This window comes from uncultured Eudoraea sp. (assembly GCF_947258925.1).
Classification (GTDB): domain Bacteria; phylum Bacteroidota; class Bacteroidia; order Flavobacteriales; family Flavobacteriaceae; genus Eudoraea.
In genome coordinates, this window is record NZ_CAMYKG010000025.1 from 1 (window position 1) to 24,684 (window position 24,684).

At 38.5% G+C, this 24,684-nt stretch carries 23 protein-coding genes; 8 read left to right on the plus strand and 15 right to left on the minus strand.

Annotated features, from left to right (window positions below; genetic code table 11):
- Positions 1–186: 186 nt before the first annotated feature.
- The 11 genes from Q0X77_RS09965 to Q0X77_RS10015 all read right to left on the minus strand — a co-directional run bounded on the left by Q0X77_RS09965 (position 187) and on the right by Q0X77_RS10015 (position 10,323).
- Positions 187–690, minus strand: coding sequence for a DUF2480 family protein (locus tag Q0X77_RS09965; RefSeq protein WP_297796765.1), 504 nt, complete (start codon positions 688–690; stop codon positions 187–189).
- 32 nt (positions 691–722) lie between these two features.
- Positions 723–1,049, minus strand: a complete 327-nt coding sequence (locus Q0X77_RS09970) for a DUF59 domain-containing protein (RefSeq protein ID WP_297796767.1) — start codon at positions 1,047–1,049, stop codon at positions 723–725.
- A gap of 18 nt (positions 1,050–1,067) precedes the next feature.
- Positions 1,068–1,490 (minus strand): SufE family protein, encoded by a 423-nt coding sequence (locus Q0X77_RS09975; RefSeq protein ID WP_297796769.1) that lies wholly within the window; start codon positions 1,488–1,490, stop codon positions 1,068–1,070.
- Between the two features lie 75 nt (positions 1,491–1,565).
- Positions 1,566–2,792, minus strand: a complete 1,227-nt coding sequence (locus Q0X77_RS09980; protein WP_297796771.1) for a cysteine desulfurase — start codon at positions 2,790–2,792, stop codon at positions 1,566–1,568.
- A gap of 32 nt (positions 2,793–2,824) precedes the next feature.
- Positions 2,825–4,141 carry a Fe-S cluster assembly protein SufD gene (gene sufD / locus Q0X77_RS09985; protein WP_297796915.1) on the minus strand — a complete coding sequence of 439 codons (1,317 nt, stop codon included), beginning with the start codon at positions 4,139–4,141 and terminating at the stop codon, positions 2,825–2,827.
- A 45-nt stretch (positions 4,142–4,186) separates the two neighbouring features.
- Entirely contained in the window at positions 4,187–4,939 is a 753-nt protein-coding gene (gene sufC / locus Q0X77_RS09990) for a Fe-S cluster assembly ATPase SufC (protein WP_297796773.1), read from the minus strand.
- Between the two features lie 5 nt (positions 4,940–4,944).
- Positions 4,945–5,820, minus strand: a complete 876-nt coding sequence (locus tag Q0X77_RS09995) for an N-acyl homoserine lactonase family protein (RefSeq protein ID WP_297796775.1) — start codon at positions 5,818–5,820, stop codon at positions 4,945–4,947.
- Between the two features lie 5 nt (positions 5,821–5,825).
- On the minus strand, positions 5,826–7,271 hold the full coding sequence (sufB, locus tag Q0X77_RS10000; RefSeq protein ID WP_297796777.1) for a Fe-S cluster assembly protein SufB: 1,446 nt from the start codon (positions 7,269–7,271) through the stop codon (positions 5,826–5,828).
- 34 nt (positions 7,272–7,305) lie between these two features.
- Complete coding sequence (locus tag Q0X77_RS10005) at positions 7,306–7,635, minus strand: iron-sulfur cluster assembly accessory protein (protein WP_297796779.1); 330 nt, start codon at positions 7,633–7,635, stop codon at positions 7,306–7,308.
- Positions 7,636–7,836: 201 nt separating this feature from the next.
- Complete coding sequence (locus tag Q0X77_RS10010; protein ID WP_297796781.1) at positions 7,837–9,183, minus strand: hypothetical protein; 1,347 nt, start codon at positions 9,181–9,183, stop codon at positions 7,837–7,839.
- A gap of 6 nt (positions 9,184–9,189) precedes the next feature.
- A complete protein-coding gene (locus tag Q0X77_RS10015) occupies positions 9,190–10,323 on the minus strand; it encodes a choice-of-anchor B family protein (RefSeq protein WP_297796783.1) in 1,134 nt (377 codons plus the stop codon).
- Positions 10,324–10,392: 69 nt separating this feature from the next.
- Here Q0X77_RS10015 and thiL point away from each other — a divergent pair, with 69 nt between their 5' ends.
- The gene (gene thiL, locus Q0X77_RS10020) at positions 10,393–11,442 is read left to right on the plus strand and encodes a thiamine-phosphate kinase (RefSeq protein ID WP_297796785.1); all 1,050 of its coding nucleotides are present in this window, start codon (positions 10,393–10,395) and stop codon (positions 11,440–11,442) included.
- On the opposite strand, the gene Q0X77_RS10025 is transcribed toward thiL, so the two are convergent.
- Positions 11,443–11,661: a hypothetical protein gene (locus Q0X77_RS10025; RefSeq protein WP_297796787.1), complete on the minus strand. Its 219-nt coding sequence runs from the start codon at positions 11,659–11,661 to the stop codon at positions 11,443–11,445.
- A 262-nt stretch (positions 11,662–11,923) separates the two neighbouring features.
- On the opposite strand from Q0X77_RS10025, the gene brnQ reads away from it, so the two are divergent.
- The gene (brnQ, locus tag Q0X77_RS10030) at positions 11,924–13,192 is read left to right on the plus strand and encodes a branched-chain amino acid transport system II carrier protein (RefSeq protein ID WP_297796789.1); all 1,269 of its coding nucleotides are present in this window, start codon (positions 11,924–11,926) and stop codon (positions 13,190–13,192) included.
- A 64-nt stretch (positions 13,193–13,256) separates the two neighbouring features.
- Here the strand turns inward: brnQ and Q0X77_RS10035 are convergent, their stop codons facing one another.
- On the minus strand, positions 13,257–14,549 hold the full coding sequence (locus Q0X77_RS10035; protein ID WP_297796791.1) for an aminopeptidase P family protein: 1,293 nt from the start codon (positions 14,547–14,549) through the stop codon (positions 13,257–13,259).
- Positions 14,550–14,736: 187 nt separating this feature from the next.
- On the opposite strand from Q0X77_RS10035, the gene Q0X77_RS10040 reads away from it, so the two are divergent.
- The 6 genes from Q0X77_RS10040 to Q0X77_RS10065 all read left to right on the plus strand — a co-directional run bounded on the left by Q0X77_RS10040 (position 14,737) and on the right by Q0X77_RS10065 (position 22,874).
- Entirely contained in the window at positions 14,737–17,586 is a 2,850-nt protein-coding gene (locus Q0X77_RS10040) for a glycosyl hydrolase (protein ID WP_297796793.1), read from the plus strand.
- Between the two features lie 11 nt (positions 17,587–17,597).
- Positions 17,598–18,002 carry a DUF2721 domain-containing protein gene (locus Q0X77_RS10045; RefSeq protein ID WP_297796795.1) on the plus strand — a complete coding sequence of 135 codons (405 nt, stop codon included), beginning with the start codon at positions 17,598–17,600 and terminating at the stop codon, positions 18,000–18,002.
- A 182-nt stretch (positions 18,003–18,184) separates the two neighbouring features.
- Complete coding sequence (locus Q0X77_RS10050; protein WP_297796797.1) at positions 18,185–18,853, plus strand: succinate dehydrogenase cytochrome b subunit; 669 nt, start codon at positions 18,185–18,187, stop codon at positions 18,851–18,853.
- A 2-nt stretch (positions 18,854–18,855) separates the two neighbouring features.
- Positions 18,856–20,859, plus strand: a complete 2,004-nt coding sequence (locus tag Q0X77_RS10055; protein WP_297796799.1) for a fumarate reductase/succinate dehydrogenase flavoprotein subunit — start codon at positions 18,856–18,858, stop codon at positions 20,857–20,859.
- A gap of 6 nt (positions 20,860–20,865) precedes the next feature.
- On the plus strand, positions 20,866–21,612 hold the full coding sequence (locus Q0X77_RS10060) for a succinate dehydrogenase/fumarate reductase iron-sulfur subunit (RefSeq protein WP_297796800.1): 747 nt from the start codon (positions 20,866–20,868) through the stop codon (positions 21,610–21,612).
- A gap of 104 nt (positions 21,613–21,716) precedes the next feature.
- Positions 21,717–22,874 carry a methionine aminotransferase gene (locus tag Q0X77_RS10065; protein ID WP_297796802.1) on the plus strand — a complete coding sequence of 386 codons (1,158 nt, stop codon included), beginning with the start codon at positions 21,717–21,719 and terminating at the stop codon, positions 22,872–22,874.
- 46 nt (positions 22,875–22,920) lie between these two features.
- On the opposite strand, the gene Q0X77_RS10070 is transcribed toward Q0X77_RS10065, so the two are convergent.
- Together Q0X77_RS10070 and Q0X77_RS10075 are read right to left on the minus strand one after the other, a co-directional pair.
- Positions 22,921–24,084, minus strand: a complete 1,164-nt coding sequence (locus tag Q0X77_RS10070) for a serine hydrolase (RefSeq protein ID WP_297796804.1) — start codon at positions 24,082–24,084, stop codon at positions 22,921–22,923.
- A gap of 11 nt (positions 24,085–24,095) precedes the next feature.
- On the minus strand, positions 24,096–24,626 hold the full coding sequence (locus Q0X77_RS10075) for a GNAT family N-acetyltransferase (protein WP_297796806.1): 531 nt from the start codon (positions 24,624–24,626) through the stop codon (positions 24,096–24,098).
- Between the last annotated feature and the right edge of the window lie 58 nt (positions 24,627–24,684).

Here is a 24,684-nt window from a genome sequence, read left to right on the forward strand (position 1 = left end):
CCTGAATTGCTGCTATTGAGTCTGTTTTACTTGCCTTTGCAGCCTGTAATTCTTCTTTAGTTTGTGAAAAGGAATAGACCGTGCCCGCTAGCATTGCTAACATCAACAATATTTTTTTCATAATTTCTAGTTTTTAATTTAGAGCAGCAAATGTAATGATAGTTTGGAAAATATAATAAACCGTGTTTATTTCCTTTTAAACAAGGGTACCGATGAGCAGGCTTCGCCATACATAATACTCTTAGCAACAGCTTGAAGTTTAAGAGTTGCCCATAAATAGGCATTTGGTGGTACAGGTTTATTACTACACCCCTTGATTATAACTGGTTTGCCTTTAAAGGGAGTGATATCCAAATCTTCAATTATAGGTGAAAAAAGCGCAGATTCTAAATCCTCCAAAGAACCTAAAACCAATTTTTTAGCGTAGGGTTGCAATTTTGATGCAATTAACATGTACGCCCAGCCCGGAACAATTGCTTCGGTAGAACAGTTGAGTGCCACATATGCCCCCTCATATTGTTCCCAATTATGTGAAGCGATGTAGTCCCTGAAATCCTTTTCTTTAAGAATTAGCCCTTCGTATAACCAGTCCTTAATATCAATTGTTATCCTGGAGCCCTCGGGATAGTAATCCTCTAAATCCAGGGTCACAAGTTTACTTTGGGCTACACGATTTACTATTTCAGACATCTTTTAAGATTTTCTTTGAGATAACAGAAGGTCTAGAGAAGTCCTAACTCCAATTTCGCCTCCTCACTCATCAAATCCTGCGTCCATGGAGGGTCAAAAGTGATTTCCACCTCGGCATCTTTAACCAGATCCAGAGATTTTACCCTTTCTTCGACCTCAACAGGCAAGGTTTCCGCTACAGGGCAGTTAGGAGAGGTTAAAGTCATCAATATTTTGACATCCATGGTTTCATTTACAAAAACATCATAAATTAATCCCAATTCATAAATATCAACCGGAATTTCCGGATCATAGATTGTTTTGAGAACCGTAACGATTTTTTCACCCAATTCCCTCGTATTAATGGCTGTTTCACTCATATTTCCAGGATTATCTCTTTAATTCAATTGTGTTTGGTAAGCCAAAGCATATAATTTTAGCTGTTTGATCATACTCACAAGACCATTGGCCCGAGTTGCCGATAAATGCTCCTTCAGGCCTATTTCATCTATAAAATCGGTGTTTGCATCAATGATGTCTTTAGGCCTTTGATTACTAAATGCCCTTATCAAAATAGCAATGATTCCCTTGGTAATTATGGCATCACTATCCGCTGTAAAAACCAATTTGTCCTCCTTCAGTTCTGCATGTACCCAAACCTTACTCTGGCAGCCTTTTATGATATTATCTTCTGTTTTATATTCCTCTTCTATTAAAGGAAGGGATTTACCTAATTCAATCATGTATTCATAGCGCTGCATCCAGTCGTCAAACATGGAAAATTCTTCTACAATTTCATCCTGAATTTCTTCAATAGTCATAAAAAAGATTTTGGGCTAAAATACGATAACTATCAATGGTTTTCAATAGTTTGGGAAAATGATAACATCCTATATTCAGCTTAGCATTAGCCTGGCCTTCTTTATTCCTTCCACTAAAACGTCCACTTCTTCTTTAGTATTGTAAAAGCTAAAACTCGCCCTTACAGTTCCAGGAATTTTATAGTAATCCATAATTGGCTGAGCACAGTGATGTCCCGTTCTTACGGCAATTCCTAATTTATCCAGGATTGTTCCAATATCGTAGGGATGAATCCCTTCAATATTAAAAGAGATAACTGATGTCTTATTTTCAGAAGTGCCATATATTTTAAGCCCATTAATTGCTAAAAGTTCCCCGGTCGCATATGCCAGTAGCTCTTGTTCATAATTGGCAATTGTCTCATAGCCCAGGGCGTTAATATAATCAAGTGCAGCACCAAAGGCTATTCCACCACTTATATTTGGTGTGCCGGCCTCAAATTTATGAGGTAAATCAGCATATGTAGTTTTTTCAAATGTAACTTCCGCAATCATTTCTCCCCCCCCTTGGTATGGAGGTAATTTTTTGAGCCATTCTTCCTTTCCATATAACATCCCTACCCCTGTTGGACCGCAAATTTTATGTGCTGATATGGTATAAAAGTCAACATTCAATTTTTGAACATCTACTCTTATATGTGGTGCCGCCTGGGCACCGTCAATAAGTACCGCTGCTCCGGCATTATGGGCTAAAGAAATAATTTCCTCTACAGGGTTGATGGTCCCTAAAGCATTAGAAACATGATTGGCAACCACCAGTTTTGTATTGTTTGAAAGTAATTTTGAGTACTCCCCTATCAGAAGCTCGCCATTGTGGTCCATTGGAATCACTTTTAAAGTTGATCCGGTTTGTTCACACAACATTTGCCATGGCACAATATTGGAATGATGCTCCAAAGCGGAAACCAATATCTGATCACCTTTGGTTAGAAATGATGCAAAACCATTGGCTATCAGGTTAATGCTTTCCGTAGTTCCTGAAGTAAAGATAATTTCATGCGGTTCAGCCGCATTTACATGTTGTTGAGCCTTCCCGCGTGCCTTTTCATAAGCATCTGTAGCCTCCTGTGATAAGGTATGGACCCCTCTATGAATATTAGCATTATAGCGGGAATAATAATCTACTATAACATCTATGACTTGTTTTGGCGTCTGGGAGGTCGCTGCATTGTCAAGATATACCAAAGGATAGCCATTGACTTTCCTTTTGAGAATTGGAAAGTCCTTCCGTATAGTTTCAATATCCAATTTGGATGCAATCATATCGTCCATGTTATTTGCAGTTCAACTATTTTTTAAAGGTCAAATCCCAATTGAACACCCAGCTTAGATGCAATCAACTTGTTTATTCTTATTTTCAATTCTGGTATCCGAACACTTTCCAATACATTATTAGAAAATGCATACATCAAAAGCGCCGCTGCTTCTTTCTTCGGAATGCCCCTGGTTTGCAAATAAAAGAGAGCTTCCTCATCTAACTGTCCAATGGTGCAACCATGGGAACATTTTACATCGTCTGCAAAGATCTCTAACTGGGGTTTGGTATTTATAGTAGCCTTGTCGCTTATTAAAATGTTGTTGTTTTGTTGAAAGGCATTGGTCTTTTGGGCAATCTTATCCACAATAATTTTACCATTGAATACCCCAGTGGACTTCTCCCCGTATATTCCTTTATAGTCCTGATGGCTTTCACAATTGGGTTCTTTATGATGTACCAGGGTATGATGATCTACATGCTGTTTGTTACCAAGGATGGTTACCCCTTTCATGGTAGAATCTATATACTCTCCATTCTGGTAATAATTTAGATTATTCCTGGTAAGCTTTCCCCCTAAGGAAAACGTATGAACTTTTACCGTGCTATTACTCTTTTGAGATATGTAAGTGTTATCTATTAAAGAAGCATTTTCAACATCATTTTGAACTTTGTAATAATCTATAATAGCATTTTTTGCTGCAAATATTTCAGTCACTGAATTGGTCATAACCTCGTTAGAGGTCAGATTCTGATGACGTTCTATAATCTGAAGTTCAGCATTTTCTTCTGCAATAATCAAATTTCGCGGTTGAAGTAACAGTGCAGCCTCATTGCCCGTAGCAAAATGTAATATTTCTATGGGTTTTTTTGGCATCTTATTTTTAGGAATATAAATGTAAGCCCCCTCTTTACTGAATGCTGTATTTAATGTGGTTAAAGACTCATCTTTTGAAGCCACTTGATTAAAATATACATCTATTACCTGCTTATACATGGGTTTCCTGAGTGCAGCACTCATAAGGCAAATATCTACTCCCTCATGCGTAGTTTCTGATAAGAATGAGCTATATATACCATCTATAAAGACTATTTTGTAGGTGTCTATCTCATGAAGAAAATAAGGTTTTACATCTTTGTACTCCAGGGCATTTATTTTTTTTGGAAAGATGCTGAAATCTATTTTCTGCAAATTGTTCAAAGACGTATATTTCCATGCTTCCTGTTTTCTATTAGGAAAACCTTTATTCTCAAAGTTCTTAATCGCTTCAGATCTTATGTCATGAACCGGATGGTCTACATCTACATTATTCTCGAATGCCAAGAATGACGAAACCAGTTTTTCCTTTAAATCCATTGTTTTCTTTTCCATTTATGGCCTTATTATAATTCCATCACAACGCTAAACGACTGTTTCATTTTTTATCCAATCGTATCCTTTTTCTTCCAATTCCAATGCTAGTTCTTTTGTTCCGGATTTTACAATTTTTCCTTCGTGCAATACATGTACAAAATCAGGAACAATATATTCCAGCAATCGTTGGTAATGTGTAATAACAACAATGGCGTTGTCCTTATTCCTAAGTTTATTAACCCCATTTGCTACAATACGCAGGGCATCAATATCCAATCCGGAATCTGTTTCATCTAAAATTGCGAGTTTTGGCTCTAACATCGCCATTTGAAAAATTTCGTTACGCTTTTTCTCTCCTCCGGAAAAGCCCTCATTCAACGAACGGGACAAAAATTTTCGGTCTATTTCCAATAATTCGGATTTTTCCCGAATAAGCTTCAACATTTCATTTGCCGGCATATCTTCCTGGCCACGGGCCTTCCTGGACTCATTGATTGCTGTTTTCATGAAATTGGTAACCGAAACCCCGGGAATCTCAACGGGATATTGAAAAGAAAGGAAAACTCCTTTATGAGCTCTTTCTTCAGGAGAAGTGTCTTCCATATCTTCGCCGTCTAGTTCAATATTCCCCTCGGTAATTTCAAATTCTTCCTTTCCGGCAATCACTGCGGCCAGGGTACTTTTACCTGAACCATTCGGACCCATGATTGCATGGACTTCACCTGCATTTACTTCCAGGTTTATTCCGTTTAAAATTTCATTTCCTTCTACACCTGCGTGCAGGTTATTTACTTTTAGCATACGTTTTAGTTTAAATATTGCGGTGCTTTCGGCATCTTTTTAAAGTCTTCCTTTTGATGTTGCAAATATACTTTTGCCCCTTTTTCCCGGGCGAAAGCTTCAAATTCTTTCATGCTCTTTCCCGTTTGAACCACATCATAATTAAAAATTGGAATTCTTTTATACTCCCTATTTTCGTAAAAATGATAGAGGTCTCCCGATAGAAGCAATGGCCCGTGTTCTTTTAAATCCAGAAATAGTACCTGATGACCTGGTGTATGACCGGGCATATATTTCAAAACCACTGTCCCATCGCCAAATACATCAAAATCCCCTTTTATTTTTTTAATTTGTTTTAAGTCCCTGATCGCATTATACATTTCAGGGTTCTTTTCTTTGACCTCTTTCCCCGTGACAAAATCATACTCGTCTTTTTGAACAAGCCAGGTGGCATCCTTGAATGTATTCGCATGACCACTATGATCAAAATGCGTATGTGATAATGAAATATATTGAAAATCTTCAGGGGTCATTCCGATTTCTTTTAATTGATTTAAAACAGAATCCTTTCTGGATACTGTAAATGCTCCATCGGGCGACGTATAGGGTTCGGGGAGGCCAACCAAAGATTCAGGAAGTCCTGCATCCCACATCAAATTTCCCTTTGGATGCTGAATGACATAAAAGGCATCTGCAAATTCCTTACTTTGTCCTTTATAGGTTGAATCCTGGGCAAAAAGTCCCAGCGTATTAACTATTACGGTACCTCCATCAAAAGTGTATAGTTTCACTTCAGGCCCGGAAATGTTCTCCTGGACACCAGAGATATTATTTGCCTGCTTATTTGAATCTTTACAAGCAAACAGTAAGATTACCACAACTAATACCAGATAATTTTTCATAATACTTAACCAACTGATCCTTCAAGACTGATTTCCAAAAGTTTTTGAGCTTCTACGGCAAATTCCATAGGAAGCTTGTTTAACACTTCCTTACTGAAACCGTTTACTATAAGTGCTATAGCTTTTTCTGTTTCTATTCCCCTCTGATTGCAATAAAATATCTGATCTTCTCCAATTTTACTGGTTGTAGCTTCATGCTCAATCTGTGCGGATTTAGACTTGACTTCGATATATGGAAAGGTGTGCGCTCCGCAATCATTCCCCATCAGCAATGAATCACACTGTGAAAAATTCCTGGCATTTTTAGCCCTGCTATTGACCTGAACAAGGCCTCTGTAACTATTTTGAGATTTGCCGGCAGATATCCCTTTGGAAATTATAGTACTCTTGGTGTTTTTCCCTAAATGGATCATTTTAGTACCGGTATCGGCCTGCTGATAATTATTGGTTACCGCGATGGAATAAAATTCCCCTATAGAATTGTCTCCCTTTAAAACACAGGAAGGGTACTTCCATGTAATGGCTGAACCTGTTTCTACCTGTGTCCAGGAAATTTTGGCATTTTTCTCGCAAATCCCTCGTTTTGTAACAAAATTGTAAACTCCCCCTTTACCTGCTTTATCCCCGGGATACCAGTTTTGGACAGTAGAATATTTAATTTCAGCATTATCCAATGCTATAAGTTCTACAACAGCTGCATGTAATTGGTTTTCATCTCTTGATGGTGCCGTACAACCTTCAAGATAACTCACATAACTTCCTTCATCTGCAACTACAAGGGTACGCTCAAACTGTCCTGTTCCTGCCTGATTTATCCTAAAATAAGTAGACAATTCCATCGGACATCTAACCCCTTTTGGGATATAACAAAAAGATCCGTCCGAGAATACAGCAGAATTTAAGGCCGCGTAGAAGTTATCCTTTTGGGGTACTACTGTTCCAAGATGCTTTTTTACCAATTCAGGATGTTCTTTTATCGCTTCCGAGATAGAGCAAAAAATGATGCCTTTTTCTGCTAGTGTTTTTTTGAATGTCGTTGCAACGGAAACTGAATCCATTACAATATCCACGGCAACCCCGGCCAATTTTTTCTGTTCATCCAGGGAAATCCCCAATTTTTTAAAGGTGTCCAGTAATTCCGGATCAACTTCATCGAGACTATTGTATTTTGGTTTCTTATTGGGAGCTGAATAGTAAGAAATGTCCTGAAAATCTGGTTTTTTATAATGGATATTGGCCCATTCCGGTTCCGTCATTTCTTTCCATGCACGAAAAGCCTCAAGGCGCCACGATGTCATCCATTCAGGCTCTTCCTTTTTCTTGGAAATAGCAATAACGATGTCTTCGTTTAATCCTTTTGGAAAAGTGTCAGACTCAATATCGGTATAGAAACCATATTCATATTCTTTGGTTTCCAATTCTTTTTTTAATTCTTCTTCAGTATATGCCATAGGCCTCTATATCCCTTAACGGGATTTCATATTTTTATAATGAAAAACTCTCTCCACAGCCACATGTGCGCTGTGCATTAGGATTATTAAAAACGAATCCCTTACCGTTGAGCCCTCCGGAATACTCCAGTGTTGTTCCAACCAGGTAGAGAAAACTCTTTTTATCTACAATAATGCGTACAGCATTGTCTTCGAAAACCTTATCAGTTTCATCAACTTTATTGTCAAATTTTAATTCATAGGACAAACCACTGCAACCCCCACTTTTTACACCAACCCTAACAAAATCTTTTTCAGCATTAAATCCTTCCTCAGTCATGAGTAAGGTAACACGTTGTTTTGCTGTTTCAGATACTTTTATCATTTGATATCCTTATTTGGTATTATTCTAAATAGTTTACAAATATAAGTTATAGTTAGGGTTTTACAACAATTCCTAACATTATTATAACGTATAAAACCATAGGGTTTATCTATTGCTTTTGGAGAAATACCGGCAATCAGTTGGCAATAAAATGCGGCTTTAGATACCCAGGGTTTAAGGGCGGTCTTGAATTAATGCTATTTATTTGATTTTAATAACTACAATGTCAGAAAGTCCTTTATTTAAAAGGTTTGGGAAGTCATTACTAGAACTTTCACCGACCAGGATAATACTTTTATCCAGATTCTCAACTGCGTCAAATCCATAATCTATGCCAGATCCGCCAAAAGTGCCCTGCCAAACCATATTTCCCTGCGGGTCTGTTTTTATTAACCAAATATCGTTTTCACCCATGTTTTCTTCGGTATCCCCTTCAATGCTTTTTGAATTTCCGGTGATTATAAATCCGCCATTGTAGGTGGTGCTTACACCCTGAGCGGCATCGAACCGCTCACCTCCATAGGTTTTCTCCCAAAGCAGGTTACCATCATCATCTATTTTAATTAACCATACATCAGATTCACCGTGATTCATTGAAACATCCTTATCAGTGCTAAATGTATTCCCGGTAACGACATAACCCCCATCATCGGTCTTTGAAATATCATAGGCGATTTCGATACCCGAGCCCCCGAATGAACGTTCCCATAACAATTCCCCTGTATTCGACAATTTAATTACCCAAAAGTCGTAGCTTCCTTTGGTATTTGAGATATCATAATCATCACTTTCGGAAAATCCTGCCATAACATAACTGCCGTCATCTGCTTCAATTACCGCATGAGCCCTATCATTGTTGGTCCCGCCATAATAACTCCTCCACTCCAGGTTGCCGGAAGCATCTATTTTAGTTCCCCAAAATTCACCTACACCATGCCGGGTAAGAGAGTTCCCTTTGTAATAAGTGCCATCGTCAATTGCTGCTGTAATATCTAAAAATCCTGCAAAGAAAAATCCACCATCGGCAGTTTGTAATAAATCATACGAATGATCATGGCCTGAAAATCCAAAACTTTTTTCCCATTCAATAGCTCCTAATTCATCCAATTTCAATATCCAGTTATCATGAAATCCCTGGTTGCTACTTCCGTCTCCATCATCGCTCATCGCATAACCGGTAACCGCATAACCCCCATCCGAAGTCTGGATAATTGATTGTCCCCGGTCATCCTTACTGCCCCCGTAAGTTTCGCTCCAGACTAAATTCCCTTCAGCATCTAATTTCACTAACCAATAGTCATTTACCTCTGTTGTTTTTCCGGATAAATCTCCATCTGTACTTTTAGAGTAGCCTAAAATTGCATAGCCCCCGTCTGAAGTGCGTATTACAGATTGTGCAGTTTCCTCGTCCGTTCCGCCAAAACTTTTCACCCAATCAATCTCGCCCAAAAACTCAGCCTGGTCATAGCCGTTGTCCTGAATTTCAGAATCGTCATCCGAACATGAAAAAAGAAATAAAACTACTAGAAGCAAAAAAATGTTTTTCACAGTTTTCTAATTTGACTTTTTAATAACGAAAAGACCAGAATTAATATCATTCACCAAAATCTTATCACTTTCAAAATAGGGATAGACACTCCATACACCTTCAAAAGCAGCCGTATTATTTGAGGGGTAGGTATCAAAAAATCCCTGCTCAACAATAGATTGTCCTTCTATGCCTGAAATATCGAGTATTCTAACCCCCGCAGTATAATTTGCGAGATAAAATTCATCCCCTTTCACATAACCATTGTGATCAATTGCCGCCGTCTCACCCAAATATGTGGTGTGTAAACTTGGATTGTCCAGGTCTGACAGGTCAAAGACCAATGTCCGTGAATTAAAACCTGAATTACCAATCTCATCCAATTCATCTCCTAAAAAAAAATAGCGTTGATCCTCAGAAAACCAACCCTGGTGGGTGTAGCCTATATTGCTATACTGAAAAGTACTGATCTGCTGAGGGGTATTTTTATCTGTAACATTTACTATGGCAACCTGATTTTCATTTGCCCCAATAAAAATTTCCTGCCCCGTATAATCCGTGTCAGGACCATTATAGGTAACCACCTGTGCATCATGGGAGTAACCGCCGACGCCATAACCGCCTGCAGCGATTGGATTTTGAGGGTCCTGGATATTTATAAAATGGGCTCCTCCGTTAAAAGTGCTGGTACCAACGGCATAAGCGTATCCGCTGGCTTCATTGATAACAATATTATGTGCATTCCCAAAACCAGTATAGCGGGTATCTGCCTCAAATGTTACAGGAGCATTCGCCACATTTCTCAAATTTGTTAAATCAAAAACCTGCATTCCGTGTCCCCCCGCCTCAGATACAATATAGGCATAGTCCTGATATACTTTTATATCCCTCCAGGTGCTGGATACAGTTGCCGTAGGTAATTTCCCAAGGTATACAAGATTTTCAGTATCGGTTATATCAACAAATGCAGTTCCATTAGGATATATTCCCGCCATCCCATTATTACATGGTAAAAAACCTGTTTGTGGATTCTCAATAATATTACCAGGATTGTCATCATCCATCATCATTGAATCACCATCACCCAGAGGTGAATCATCGCTACTAGAGCAGCTAAATAAAAGGAAAAGGGAAAAAATAATGGGGTAAGACTTGTTCATGGGGCAAAATTAGAAATTCTTTTTCGCCATAAAGATAATATATTATTCCCATCCGCTTATTTTTGTACCATGCTTGAAGATAAGAACCAGGAAAAAACCTCGCTAGAAAAATTGGGTGAATTTGGCTTAATTGATCATCTGACCCAGCACTTTAAAATACAACATAAATCCACAATCAAGGGTATTGGTGATGATGCCGCTGTACTGGACTTCAAAGATAAAAAGACCCTTGTCTCTACAGATTTGTTGATTGAGGGGATACATTTTGATCTTAGTTATATGCCACTGAAACACCTGGGGTATAAAGCTGTAATGGTTAATTTATCTGATGTTTACGCCATGAATGCACGGGCCACTCAGATTACCGTCTCAGTGGCCGTCTCCAATCGCTTTCCTTTGGAGGCTTTGGAAGAATTCTATAGTGGTATTACCCTGGCCTGTGAACTATACAAAATAGATCTGGTTGGGGGAGACACCACCTCCTCTACTACAGGAATGATCATAAGTATTACCGCCATAGGGGAAGCTGTGGAAGAAGACATTGTTTACCGGAGCGGGGCAAAACCCAATGACCTTTTAGTAGTCAGCGGAGATCTGGGAGCTGCATACATGGGGTTACAAGTTTTAAAACGCGAAAAGGAAGTGTTCAAAGTTAATCCAAATAATCAGCCGGATCTCTCGGCATACAGTTATATTATTGAACGCCAATTAAAACCTGAGGCCAGAAAAGATGTGGTTGAACTTTTAGGTAAACTGAATATTAAACCTACTTCCATGATTGATATTAGTGATGGTCTTTCTTCTGAAATTCTTCATCTATGCAAACAGGGTGAAGTGGGTTGCAATCTCTTTGAAGATAAAATCCCATTAGATCCAACAGTTATTTCGGCTTGTGAAGAGTTTAAACTAGATAGCACGCTTGTTGCACTAAGCGGTGGCGAAGATTATGAATTATTGTTTACTATTGATCAAAAAAAATTCCCGGACTTAAAGGGCAATCCTAACTTTACTGTTGTGGGGCACATAACAGATAAGCACGAAGGCGCACACTTAATATCCAGGAATAATTCTAAAATTCCACTTACCGCTCAGGGCTGGAATTCATTTGCCAAAGCATAATTAAGCTACCTGTTGGGTAGTCCTATGTCTTTTTTGGTATAAGTCTTCTAGGGTATCATTGATCTCCTGAAGTTCAGGAGTTAATACGGAGAGATTTCCGCTTACATCTGTTGTGACTTCTTTGCCACAGTGAACACACTTGTATTCTTTTATATGCAAGGTTACTTTCTTGGATACGGAATAATGGTGGCCAAAAATATTACAAAATATTTTCTTCATATTGTAGGTTTTAGGTCTGCATTGGTAGGGTTTGGGGATCCTTAATATGCAATGATAAACTTTCAGTAAAAGTTAATGATACTATTTTATCAAATAACTTATTTTCAGAACGCTTCAAATGCTGGTTTTATTGAGTGATCCCCATAAAAAATATTCTTTTTTCGATGAATGCCACTTTTTTCGATGAACAGGTCGGTTATGAGGTTGGGTTTTATTCCTGCTAAAGGCTTTTTTCGTTTATCTTTCGCTTTTAAAAACTAGTATGTTCAGAACAAAGGAAACGCTTGTAACAGCTTTTGCCCTCTTCTCTCTTTTTTTCGGTGCTGGAAATCTTATTCTACCTCCGCAACTAGGATTTAAAAGCGGGGAATTGTGGTGGCTTGTTTCCCTTGGGTTTGCATTATCTGCTGTTCTAATTCCAATATTAGGTATACTTGGTCATGCCAAATTGCAGGGAACCATGTATGATTTTGCCTCAAAGATATCTCCTACCTTTAGCCTTGTATATTGCTTTACGATTTACGGTGTATCAATATCCTTGCCTTCACCAAGAACGGCTTCAGTCACCCACGAAATGGGTATTGCTCCTTTACTTCATAATTCCTCCTTAAGTACAAGTATTGTCTATTTTGTTTTGGTATTCATTTTTGTTATGAATCGTTCTAAAATATTAGACATTATAGGGAAGTATTTAACCCCGGCTATCATACTAATTCTGTTATTGATATTGGGTATTACACTATTTTCCTTTCCCCTGGAATTTGGAGCGAACACTTTTGAACATCCGGTTACCCGGGGAATATTAGAAGGTTATCAAACTTTTGATGCAATTGGTGCTATTGTGGTGGGAGGAGTAATAATTACATCTATCAACCTCTTTGATAGTGAAGCTACTTATGAGAGTAAAAAAGTATTGATTACCAGGGCAGGATGGCTTGCCGGATTAGGTCTTATTATGATATATGCAGGGTTAATTTTTACAGGAGCAGTTATGCAAGAACAATTTGACCCGTCAATTTCACGCACTTCTCTTATCACAGGGATTAGTAAAATTACCCTGGGGTCTAACGCCAACATACTCCTTGGTGTATTAGTAAGCCTGGCTTGTTTTACCACGGCCGTAGGAATTGTAGCAGGCACCGCAGATTTTGTTAAGTCGCGTCTGCCAAATTCAAATAAAGCCTATTTGATTACAGCACTGATCAGTAGTTTTATGGGGGTGCTAATGGGGCAATTTAATGTAGATTATATAATTGCCATTGCATTGCCTGTACTTATGTTTATATATCCAATAACAATTGTTTTGATACTGCTCAATGTAGTTCCTCAAAAATATAGCTCCCCAAAGATCTTCAGAATTGTTGTGTTCACTACTTTCCTTTTTAGTATCCCTGATTTTTTAGGCAGTGTAGGATTGAGTAATCGTATAGAATCTATTACTGAATATATTCCCCTGAGCAACTTAAGTATGGGGTGGGTATTACCTGCCCTGATCGTATTTATCGTTGCAAATTTTGAAAAAAATACTTAGACGAAGATGCCGGTAACCAAAACAGATGGTAGGCCCATTTATCAATTCCCAAGATGGTTTTACCTCAACTATTCATCAGGTCTTCTATCTCATCTATTTCAATTGGTATATTCCTCATAAGGTTGAATGGAGCCCCTTTTTCCATTATAACTACATCATCTTCCAATCGAATTCCCATCTTCTCATCAGGAATATAAATCCCAGGTTCTACCGTAAAAACCATATTTGATTTCATGGGTGTTTTTAAGGCCCCATAGTCATGAGTATCCAATCCCATATGGTGACTGGTCCCGTGCATAAAGTATTTTTTATAGGCGGGCCAGTCTTTATTTTCTTTTTGAACGTCTTCTTTGTCAAGTAATCCCAAACCAAGTAGTTCAGATGTCATCAGCTTTCCAACTTCAACATGATATTCTGCCCAATCCGTACCAGGCACCAGCATATTTGTAGCCTCATTCTTAACCCGAAGTACCGATTCATAAACCTGGCGTTGCCTTTTGGTAAATTTGCCATTTACCGGAATGGACCGGGTCATATCACTTGCATAATTTGCATATTCGGCACCTACATCCATCAGGATAAGATCTCCATCTTTGCATTGATTGTTATTTTCAATATAATGCAGAACATTTGCATTATTGCCCGACGCTAAGATTGGTGTATATGCAAAGCCTTTAGAACGATTTCGAATAAATTCGTGTAGATATTCGGCTTCCAATTCATACTCCCAAACGCCGGGTTTTAAAAATTTCAATATACGACGGAATCCTTTTTCCGTGATATCACAGGCATGTTGAATAAGGGCAATCTCTTCTTGTTCTTTTACTCCCCTGATTTGTTGCAAAATAGGATTGCTTTTAGCTACCTGATGTCCCGGAAAATCCCTTTTGCATTTCAAAATAAATCGGTCTTCCCTGGTTTGTGTTTCTACAGACTGTCTGTAATGCTCATTTGTATTAAAATATATGATCTCCGATTCCGTCATTAAACTAAAGAACACCTTGTCAAATTCGGTTAGCCAATGCACGGTTTCTATGCCGGAAACGGCAGTTGCCTGTTCTTTATCTAACTTCGCTCCTTCCCAAATAGCTATGTGTTCGTTAGTCTCCCTTACAAATAAAATTTCCCTGTTTTTTTTATCAATGGCATCTGGGAAAAGTAAAAGAATAGATTCTTCCTGATCCACCCCACTGAGATATAAAATGTCCCTGTGCTGCTGAAAGGGCATCGTACTATCAGCACTTATCGGATATATGTCATTGGAATTAAAAATGGCAATACTCTTTGGTTTCATTTGAGCCGTGAATTTTGCCCTATTCTTTTTAAACAGCTCATTGTTTATTTGGTCATATTTCATTTGACAAAGTAGTTTTCTCAAAAATAGTCATAAGGTTGTTCTCTGCAAAAAAGAAGAATACTTATAGAAGTAAACAAATATGGGATACAAGATTTTATATAGCCTGATAAGTTGAAAGCATTCTGAATATCTTTGCATGCGCCGCAACAAATGCATATTTTCACACACTAATTTTTATTCTGAATTCATGAAATTACATCTGCTCATATTTGCTTTTATAACTCTTTTTATTGGCTCACTACAAACAGCATCAGGTCAATCTATAAACATCCAGGAAGCTTTGACCCTCAAAAAGCAAATGGAAACGAATTCCCTGGTTAAAAATATTTCATTTACCTGTATTGGCCCGACTATCATGAGCGGAAGAGTTGTAGATATTGATGTAAATCCTGATGATCCTACGGAATTTTATGTGGCCTATGCTTCGGGTGGTCTTTGGTATACTACCAATAACGGTACTTCCTTTTCTCCTGTAATGGATAATTCGGACACACAAAATATTGGAGATATAGCAGTCCATTGGGGTTCCGGGACCATTTGGGTTGGAACCGGGGAGAATAATGCTTCACGATCTTCATATGCCGGGATTGGTCTTCTAAAATCTGATGATAAAGGTAAATCCTGGCAGACCAAAGGGCTTTTGGATTCGCACCATATAGGCAGGATTGTAATAAATCCAAATAACCCCAACGAGTTGGTCGTGGGTGTAACAGGACATTTATATACTAATAATGAGGAACGCGGAATATATAAAACTTCTGATGGGGGTGCTAGCTGGGAAAAGACCCTTTATATAAATGATGCGACCGGTATTATTGACGTAACTTTTGTGCCCGGTAATTTTAATATAATGTATGCAGCGGCTTGGGAAAAAGATCGAAAAGCATGGAATTTTAAAGGAAATGGTGGTGGTTCCGGAATTTATAAGAGTATTGATGGGGGTAGTAGCTGGAGCAAGATAAGTGCCGAAAACAGTGGATTCCCCTCCGGAGAAAATGTGGGCCGTATTGGATTAGCTGTATATGATGAAAATACCATCTATGCAGTACTGGACAGTCAGTTTCGAAGAGCGAAGGAGGACGTTGATCCTGATGAAACAGACAGACTCACTAAAGATGATTTTAAATCCATGACTATTGACACCTTTCTAAAGCTGGATAATAAGGAGTTGGATAAGTACCTGAAAAGAAATGGATTTCAGGAAAAATACAAGGCTGAGAATGTTAAGCAGCTTATTAAGAGTGGCACTGCTAAACCTAAGGATCTTGCCAGCTATCTTGAAAATGCCAATTCCTTACTATTTGATACCCCGGTTGTAGGAGCCGAAGTATATAGAAGTGAAGATGGGGGATTGACCTGGAATAAGAGAAATGAAAAATATATTGATGATCTTTTTTATAGCTATGGATATTATTTTGCACAGATAAGAGTAGATGCCTCAGATAAGAATAAAATTTATTTAGGTGGCGTACCCCTAATAAAGTCTGGCGATGGTGGTAAATCTTTTACTTCCATTAACGGGGATAATGTACATGCAGACCATCACGCACTCTGGATAAATCCGAAAAATCCGGGTCACCTGATTAATGGAAATGATGGCGGAGTAAATATCTCCTATGATAACGGAGCTAATTGGATTAAAAATAATACCCCTGCCGTAGGCCAGTTTTATGCCATTAATATTGACTATGAAAAACCCTACAATGTTTATGGGGGGCTCCAGGATAATGGTGTGTGGAAAGGCGCCCATGATTCTGAAGAAAATAGTAAATGGCACCAGCAAGGACAATACCCCTGGAAAATGATTCTGGGAGGTGACGGAATGCAGGTCCAGATAGACAAAAGGAATTCAAATATTGTTTACACCGGATTTCAATTTGGCAACTATTATCGTTTGAATTTAAATGAAGACAAAACCACCGGCATACAACCCAAACATGAACTTGGTGAGCAACCTTACCGCTTTAATTGGCAAACACCCATATTGCTTTCTGAGCATAACCAGGATATTCTTTATCTGGGAAGCAATAAATTGCACCGCTCTCTTAATCAGGGTGATACATGGGAAGTAATTTCCGGCGATCTTACAGAGGGAGGTAAAAAAGGTAATGTCGCCTATGGCACTTTAACCACAATCAGTGAATCTCCATTAAAATTTGGGTTGATTTATACAGGCAGTGATGACGGTCTCGTTCATCTATCCAAAAATAATGGGGGTAGTTGGGATTTGATATCAGGTGGGCTTCCGAAAAATCTCTGGATAAGCAGGGTTGTAGCTTCAAAGCATAAAAAAGAAAGGATATATGTGAGCCTAAACGGCTACAGAAATGATGATTTTACGCCTTATGCTTATATGAGTAATGACTATGGTAATTCCTGGAAAAATATTGCTGCTAATATTCCAGCGTCACCTGTGAATGTAATACTGGAAGATCCTGAAAATGAAAATCTCTTGTTTATAGGTACAGATAATGGGTTATACATGTCGATCGATCAGGGTATTTCCTGGGAATTATTTCAAAATGGAATTCCAAATGTAGCTATACACGATTTGGTCATACAGTCAGAGGCTAAAGACCTGTTAGTGGGGACACATGGACGAAGTATATATCGGGCAAATATTTCATATTTACAGGAACTGAACAAAAAAATACTGGAAAAGGAGTTGCATGTTTTTAAACCCGACAACTTAAAGCACTCTCAAAGATGGGGTAATCCTTACAGTTCCTGGTCAAAACCAAATACACCCGGATTAGACGTTGTGTTTTATTCAAAAACAACAACGGATTTCTCGGCAAAGGTTTTTTCTTCTGATAAAACGGTTGTGAGCGAATCAATGCTGAAAGCAGACCAAGGATTGAATATTATGTCCTATGATGTCGCTTTTTCTAAAAAAGGAAAACTGGATTATTTGAAAAAAAATAAAGTGAAGCTTAAAACGGCGAAAGATGGAAAAACCTATTTACCCATAGGTACTTATGAGGTAGAAATATCGTCAGGTAAAATAAGTCAAAGAATTAATTTTAAAATTGAATAAACCTAAATTATATGCAGTTAACCCTAAGTATTCCCGCACTTTTATTTCCGGCCATTTCGTTGAGTATGTTGGCTTATAATGCCAGATATTTGGCGATTGCGGCACTGATAAGGCAATTGCATAAACAATATCAGGAAAAGGCGTCGCGTGGTTTGGGAATACAGGTCCGACAATTGGAAAGACGACTCATTATCATAAAGAACATGCAGGCAGTTGCCATTTTAAGTTTCCTCTTCAGTGCCATTACAATGTTTCTTATTTATATAGAACAAGATTTCTGGGCCAACCTCATCTTTGGTATTAGTCTGCTGGCACTTATGATTTCTTTGGTTTTGTCTCTGGTTGAAGTACAACTCTCTACAAATGCACTTTCTATACAACTATCTGATATGGGAGATAATAAGGAGAAAGAATAATCATTCCCATATTTTAAAGATTTGTTTGAGCTAAAATTCTTCGCTTTACAAAACAGATTCTTTTTAAAGTGAGCCAATCCCTCTGTATTTTCTTAAATTCAATCTAAATACCATGCTAAAAGGTCTGGAAATTTGTTAATGATTTCCTCTTACCGTAAATTTGACATCTTAAAATTTAGCTAATGAGTTCACTGATTAAATCGTCCATAGCCCGAAAAATGGTAATGGCACTTTCGGGTCTTTTTTTGGTTTTGTTTTTGGCACTTCATGTAACCATTAATCTCACCTCAGTAATTTCTCCCGACACATTTAACCAATGGTCCCATTTTATGGGTTATAATGGGTTGGTGCAATACATAATGCAACCCCTGTTAATTATTGGAGTAATAGTGCATTTTGTAATGGGTATTGTTCTTGAGTACCAAAATACGCAGGCCAGGACCATAAAGTACACGAAATTTAAAGGAGCAGCCAATGCTTCATGGGTCTCACGGAATATGATAATTACCGGCCTGGTTGTTCTTGCCTTTCTTGGTTTGCACTTCTACGACTTTTGGATCCATGAAATGACTTATAAATATATACAGGTTAACCCTGAAGATCCTACGCGATATTATGCGGAAACTGTTGAGAAATTTGCTCCTATGTGGCGCACGGTCCTTTATGTTGTTTCTTTTGGGTTGCTCAGCCTCCATTTGTGGCATGGCTTTGCTTCATCTTTCCAAAGTATGGGTTTAAATAATAAATATACCCCTTCTATCAAATCATTTACCAAGATCTATGCAGTTGTAATTCCTTTGGTATTTGTCTTTATTGCTATATATCATCATCTTAACCCTATAACGCATTAATTATGGGAATTCTTGATTCAAAAACTCCATCAGGGCCTTTAGCTGAGAAATGGACGAAACATAAAAATGAAATAGATTTAGTAAATCCAGCAAATAAGCGAAATATAGATGTCATTGTTGTGGGCACTGGTCTGGCAGGAGGTTCTGCTGCCGCTTCCCTTGCCGAATTAGGTTACAATGTTAAAACATTTTGTTACCAGGATTCACCGAGGCGTGCTCACTCTATTGCGGCTCAAGGTGGAATCAACGCATCAAAAAATTATCAAGGTGATGGTGACAGTGACTACCGTCTTTTTTATGATACCGTAAAGGGAGGGGATTATCGCTCTCGTGAGGCCAATGTATATCGCCTGGCCGAGGTATCAGGAAATATCATAGATCAGTGTGTTTCACAAGGGGTCCCATTTGCCCGCGACTATGGTGGTCAATTAGATAACAGATCATTTGGTGGGGTTTTGGTTTCAAGGACCTTTTATGCCAAAGGACAAACCGGCCAGCAATTATTATTAGGTGCTTATGCTGCAATGAACAGGCAGATACATCGTGGAAAGATTAAATCGTATACAAGACATGAAATGTTAGATTTAGTGCTTGTTGATGGTAAAGCCAGAGGAATTATAGCCAGAAATCTAATCACCGGAGAAATTGAACGACATTCGGCACATGCTGTTGTAATTGCATCAGGGGGATATGGAAATTTATTTTTTCTATCTACTTATTGTATGGGGGCTAATGTAATGGCCGCATGGCGAACTCACCGAAGAGGTGCTTTCTTTGCTAACCCTTGTTTTACACAAATTCATCCTACCTGTATCCCGGTTTCTGGCGAACATCAATCCAAGCTTACCCTGATGTCCGAATCGCTTAGGAATGACGGGCGGATATGGGTGCCAAAAAAGTTAGAAGATGCCCAGGCTATCAGGGAAGGAAAATTAAAGCCCACACAATTAAAAGAAGAGGACAGAGATTACTACTTAGAACGAAGATATCCCGCTTTTGGAAATCTGGTACCGCGCGATGTAGCTTCAAGGGCTGCTAAAGAACGTTGCGATGCAGGTTACGGAGTAAATAAAACAGGAGAGGCTGTATATCTGGATTTTGATGCAGCTATAATGCGCTATGGAAGCGAAAAGGCCCTTACATCCGGATTGACAAATGCAGACGATGCACAAGTCAGGAAACTTGGAGAGGCTGTCGTTGAAGCGAAATATGGAAACTTATTCCAGATGTACGAAAAAATTGTGGATGAAAATCCATATAAAACACCAATGATGATTTATCCTGCAGTGCATTATACCATGGGTGGTTTATGGGTTGATTACAATTTACAGACTACCATACCAGGCTGTTACGCAGCAGGGGAAGCTAATTTTAGCGACCATGGAGCAAACAGGCTTGGGGCTTCTGCTTTAATGCAAGGTTTAGCAGATGGTTACTTTGTTTTACCCTACACCATTGGTGACTTCTTGGCAGACGATATTAGAACCGGGCCTATCCCAACAGATTCTGAAGAATTTAATAAGGCTGAGAAAGATGTTATGGATAAGATTAACAGACTTATGTCTGCTAATGGAACAAATTCTGTTGATTACTATCACAAAAAACTGGGTAAAATCATGTGGGATAAATGCGGTATGTCCAGGAATGCGGAAGGACTGAAGGAGGCCATAAATGAAATTTCTGCCTTGAGGAAGGATTTTTGGGAGAATGTAAAAGTTCCCGGAAATGCGAATGACAAAAATCAGGAATTAGAAAAAGCAGGCCGCGTTGCTGATTTCTTAGAGATTGGAGAACTTTTTGCTATGGATGCGCTGGAGCGCAATGAGTCTTGCGGAGGTCACTTTAGAGAGGAGTATCAAACCCCTGAAGGTGAAGCTTTACGTGACGACAAAAATTTCAAATTTGTGTCGGCCTGGGAATATAAAGGGGAACCTAAAGATGCCAAATTGCACAAAGAAGAATTGGTATATGAAAATATTGAATTAAAGACGCGTTCCTATAAATAATAAGCTATGAAGATTTATCTTAAAATATGGCGTCAAAAAGATGCTTCCTCAAAAGGAAAAATAGTAGACTATACCATGAATGGTGTTGAAGGGGATATGTCCTTCCTGGAAATGCTGGATATATTAAACGAGGATTTAATTTCAAAAGGAGAGGTGCCTATTGAATTTGATCATGATTGTCGCGAAGGTATTTGCGGGACATGCTCGCTTCAAATAAATGGAAGGCCCCATGGCCCCGATAGACTTATTACAGCCTGTCAGCTTCATATGCGAAGTTTTAAAGATGGGGATACTATAGTAATAGAACCTTTTAGAGCCAAAGCTTTTCCCGTGATCAAAGATTTGATTGTAGATAGAAATGCATTTGAACGTATTCAGCAAGCCGGGGGTTTTATTTCTGTAAATACATCAGGTAATACCGTTGATGCCAATAATATCCCCATAAGGAAAGAAAATGCGGATAAAGCTTTTAATGCAGCAGCTTGCATTGGTTGTGGAGCCTGCGTGGCGGCTTGTAAAAATGCCAGTGCTATGTTATTTACATCAGCTAAAGTATCACAGTTTGCCCTGCTTCCTCAAGGTAGAGTAGAAGCCACGGAACGCGTACAAAATATGGTTCGGCAAATGGATCTGGAAGGCTTTGGCAACTGCACGAATACCGGTGCATGTGAGATAGAATGCCCAAAAGGTATATCTCTTGAAAATATTGCCAGAATGAACAGAGAGTATTTAAGCGCATCAATAAAAGGTTAAGAGAAGAGCATATATTACTTGCAACCCCGGATAAAACCTATCCGGGGTTTTTATTTGGAATATCCCTGTATCTTTATATATGTTTATACCTAAATAGTATCGCTATGAATTCTTCTGCACACCATCTTACTTCAAAATTACCTCAACTGCCAGAATCAATCTTTAGTACGATGAGTAACCTTGCTAAGGAACATAATGCAATTAACATTTCACAGGGTTTTCCAAATTTTGAACCCGACCCCACTCTCATCCAATTGGTAACAAAATCAATGAAGGACGGGTATAATCAATATGCTCCTTTAGGAGGTATCTATCCGCTTAGGGAAGTTATTGCTCAAAAGATTGAACTCCTATACGGCGCTAAGTACCACCCACAATCTGAAATCACCATAACTGTAGGTGCAACACAAGCCATTTTTACAGCCATCTCGGCATTTGTCTGGCCAAATGATGAAGTTATCGTGCTTAAACCTGCGTATGATTGCTATGAACCAGCTATTATCGCCAATGGTGGTATACCTGTACTAATTCAATTAAGTGGTAAGGACTATCAGGTAGACTGGGATGATTTCAAAGCACATCTTAATGAAAAGACCAGGATGGTTATTATTAATACCCCGCATAATCCTAGTGGAAGGGTCTTTTCAAAATCAGATATGTTGGCACTTCAAAATTGTCTCAAAGACACAAATATCATTTTGCTAAGTGATGAAGTATATGAGCATATCGTATTTGATTCCAACACACATGAAAGTGCTTCTAAATACCCCGACCTTGCTTCCCGGAGTTTTGTTTGTGCCTCATTTGGTAAAACTTTTCATGCCACGGGTTGGAAAATGGGATATTGCGCTGCACCTGCAGAATTAATGCAGGAATTTCAGAAAATTCATGAGTTCAACGTTTTTTGTGTAAATCATCCGTTCCAAAGGGCTCTTGCTGAATATCTCAAAGAACCAGCTCACTATTTAAATCTTAGTCCTTTCTATCAGGAAAAACGAGACTTGTTTTTAAATGCAATTCAAGGCTCCAGGTTCAGATTTACACCTACACAGGGAACCTATTTTCAACTCCTGGATTATTCCGAAATTACAGACGAAAATGATCTCGATTTCGCTTTAAGATTGGTTAAAGATTCCGGTATTGCCTGTATTCCAATTTCTGTTTTTAACAAGGACCTGGCAGATAATAAACAGATTCGCGTATGTTTTGCAAAAACCTCGGAAACCCTTCTCAAGGCCGCCGAAATTATTATAAGCATTTAGCAAAGAGGCATTAGGTGTAAACCAGTTCTTTTAAGTATAGAAATTACTATTTGTTTGCCACAGCATCCTGAATTAGGCGCATCAGATCTCCAATCCTAGAAGGTTCCAGCCATCTTGTGATTACAACCAGATCATTGGCCTTATCAATGACAATAAAATTCCCTCCAAAACCAGCAGCATAATAAATATCCTCGGAGAGTCCTTCCCAATGACGATCCCCCTTTTTATTAAGCCACCACATATAACCATAATTTATATTGGGAACAGAAGGCGTAAGTGCCTCTTCAATCCAAGCTTCACTTAGTAGTTGTTCCTTACCCCATTTGCCATTATTTAAAAATAACAAGCCAAAACGCGCCATGTCCTCAGCACTAATAAATATTCCTGCTCCGGAATGACCCCCCCCTGTTACAGAATTCATTTTAATTCCATCAATTACAGTCCACGCATTGTCGTAACCATACCATCGCCAAGTGGTTGAAGCTCCTATTTTATCCATTATTCGCTCTTTAATTACCACAGGCAAAGGTTTTCTCCAAACATGAGTTAAAGCGTATGCAAGTACATTTACACGTACATCATTATATTCCATTACGGTTCCCGGTTCACGGAGTTCCCTGAATTTCCATTCATCTAAATTTCCTTCTTTTGGAGGCCGGTCTGCCCAATCTTTTCCTCCCCATAATTCACCGGACCAATCTGAATTCTGTTGGAGTAGATGTTTCCAGGTAATTTTACTATTGTGTTCTCCGGCAAATGTGCCATCCCAGATATAGGTGGCTACCTCGTCGTCCGTGCTTCTTATAAGAGTATTATCTTTTGCAAGTCCCGCTACAGTAGATAAGAAGCTTTTGGTTACACTAAAGGTCATATCAACACGTTGAATATCACCCCATTTTTGAACTATATAGCCGTCCTTTATAATTATCCCCGCAGGACCTCCTCGTTTCTTAGTAGGTCCTAAAATTTTATGAAAAGGTTCCCTTTCAAATCCCTTCAAAATAGCAATCCTTAAATCTCTTGAACCAGAATACTCATGGTTTTTTGCAAAATCAACGGCCTCCAGAAGCTTCCCTTCATTGAAACCCATAGCCTTTGGGGGTTTTTCCTGCCAAACGGCATTCCGCTCGGGGAAATAGTAGTCTTGCTGGGCAGTAATTGTACTTATGGAAACTAATGAAAGGACAAGGAGAATTCTTTTTAGATACATGGATGATTCAATTATTTTACCAAGTTAACCAAATCAAACTTCATTAGCCAATCCATTTGTTTATCACTACCAATATAATAAGGGTGTCTTCCAAACTTCATAAAGCCGCTCTTTTCATAGAATCTAATGGCATTGTGGTTCTTCTCCCACACACCCAGCCATAAATAGCTTTTATTTTGATCGACAGCGATACGTTTAATTTGATTTAGCATCCATTCACCAATTTTTTTACCCTGATAGGCTCTTTTTACATAAATTCTTTCCAATTCTATAGCATGCTTATCTTTTGTTTCCGTTTGTGCTACATCTTCATTTAACTTAAAATAGCCTAAAATTTCATTTTCCTGAGTTACAAAATAAAAAGTCATATGCATATCCTCTAATTCCCTTTTTAACTGTTTCTTCGAAAACGCTTTTTGCATATAGGATTTAAAATCCTCAGGATTATTTACAGCTTCAAAAGCCTCAATAAAGGTCTCTCTGGAAAGGGCAATTAACTGATCCAAATCAGAAATAGAACATTTAAAAAATTTAAGTTCCATACCAATAACATTTCCCCTAAAATAAAAAAAGGAGTAAAACGTAATGCTTTACTCCTTA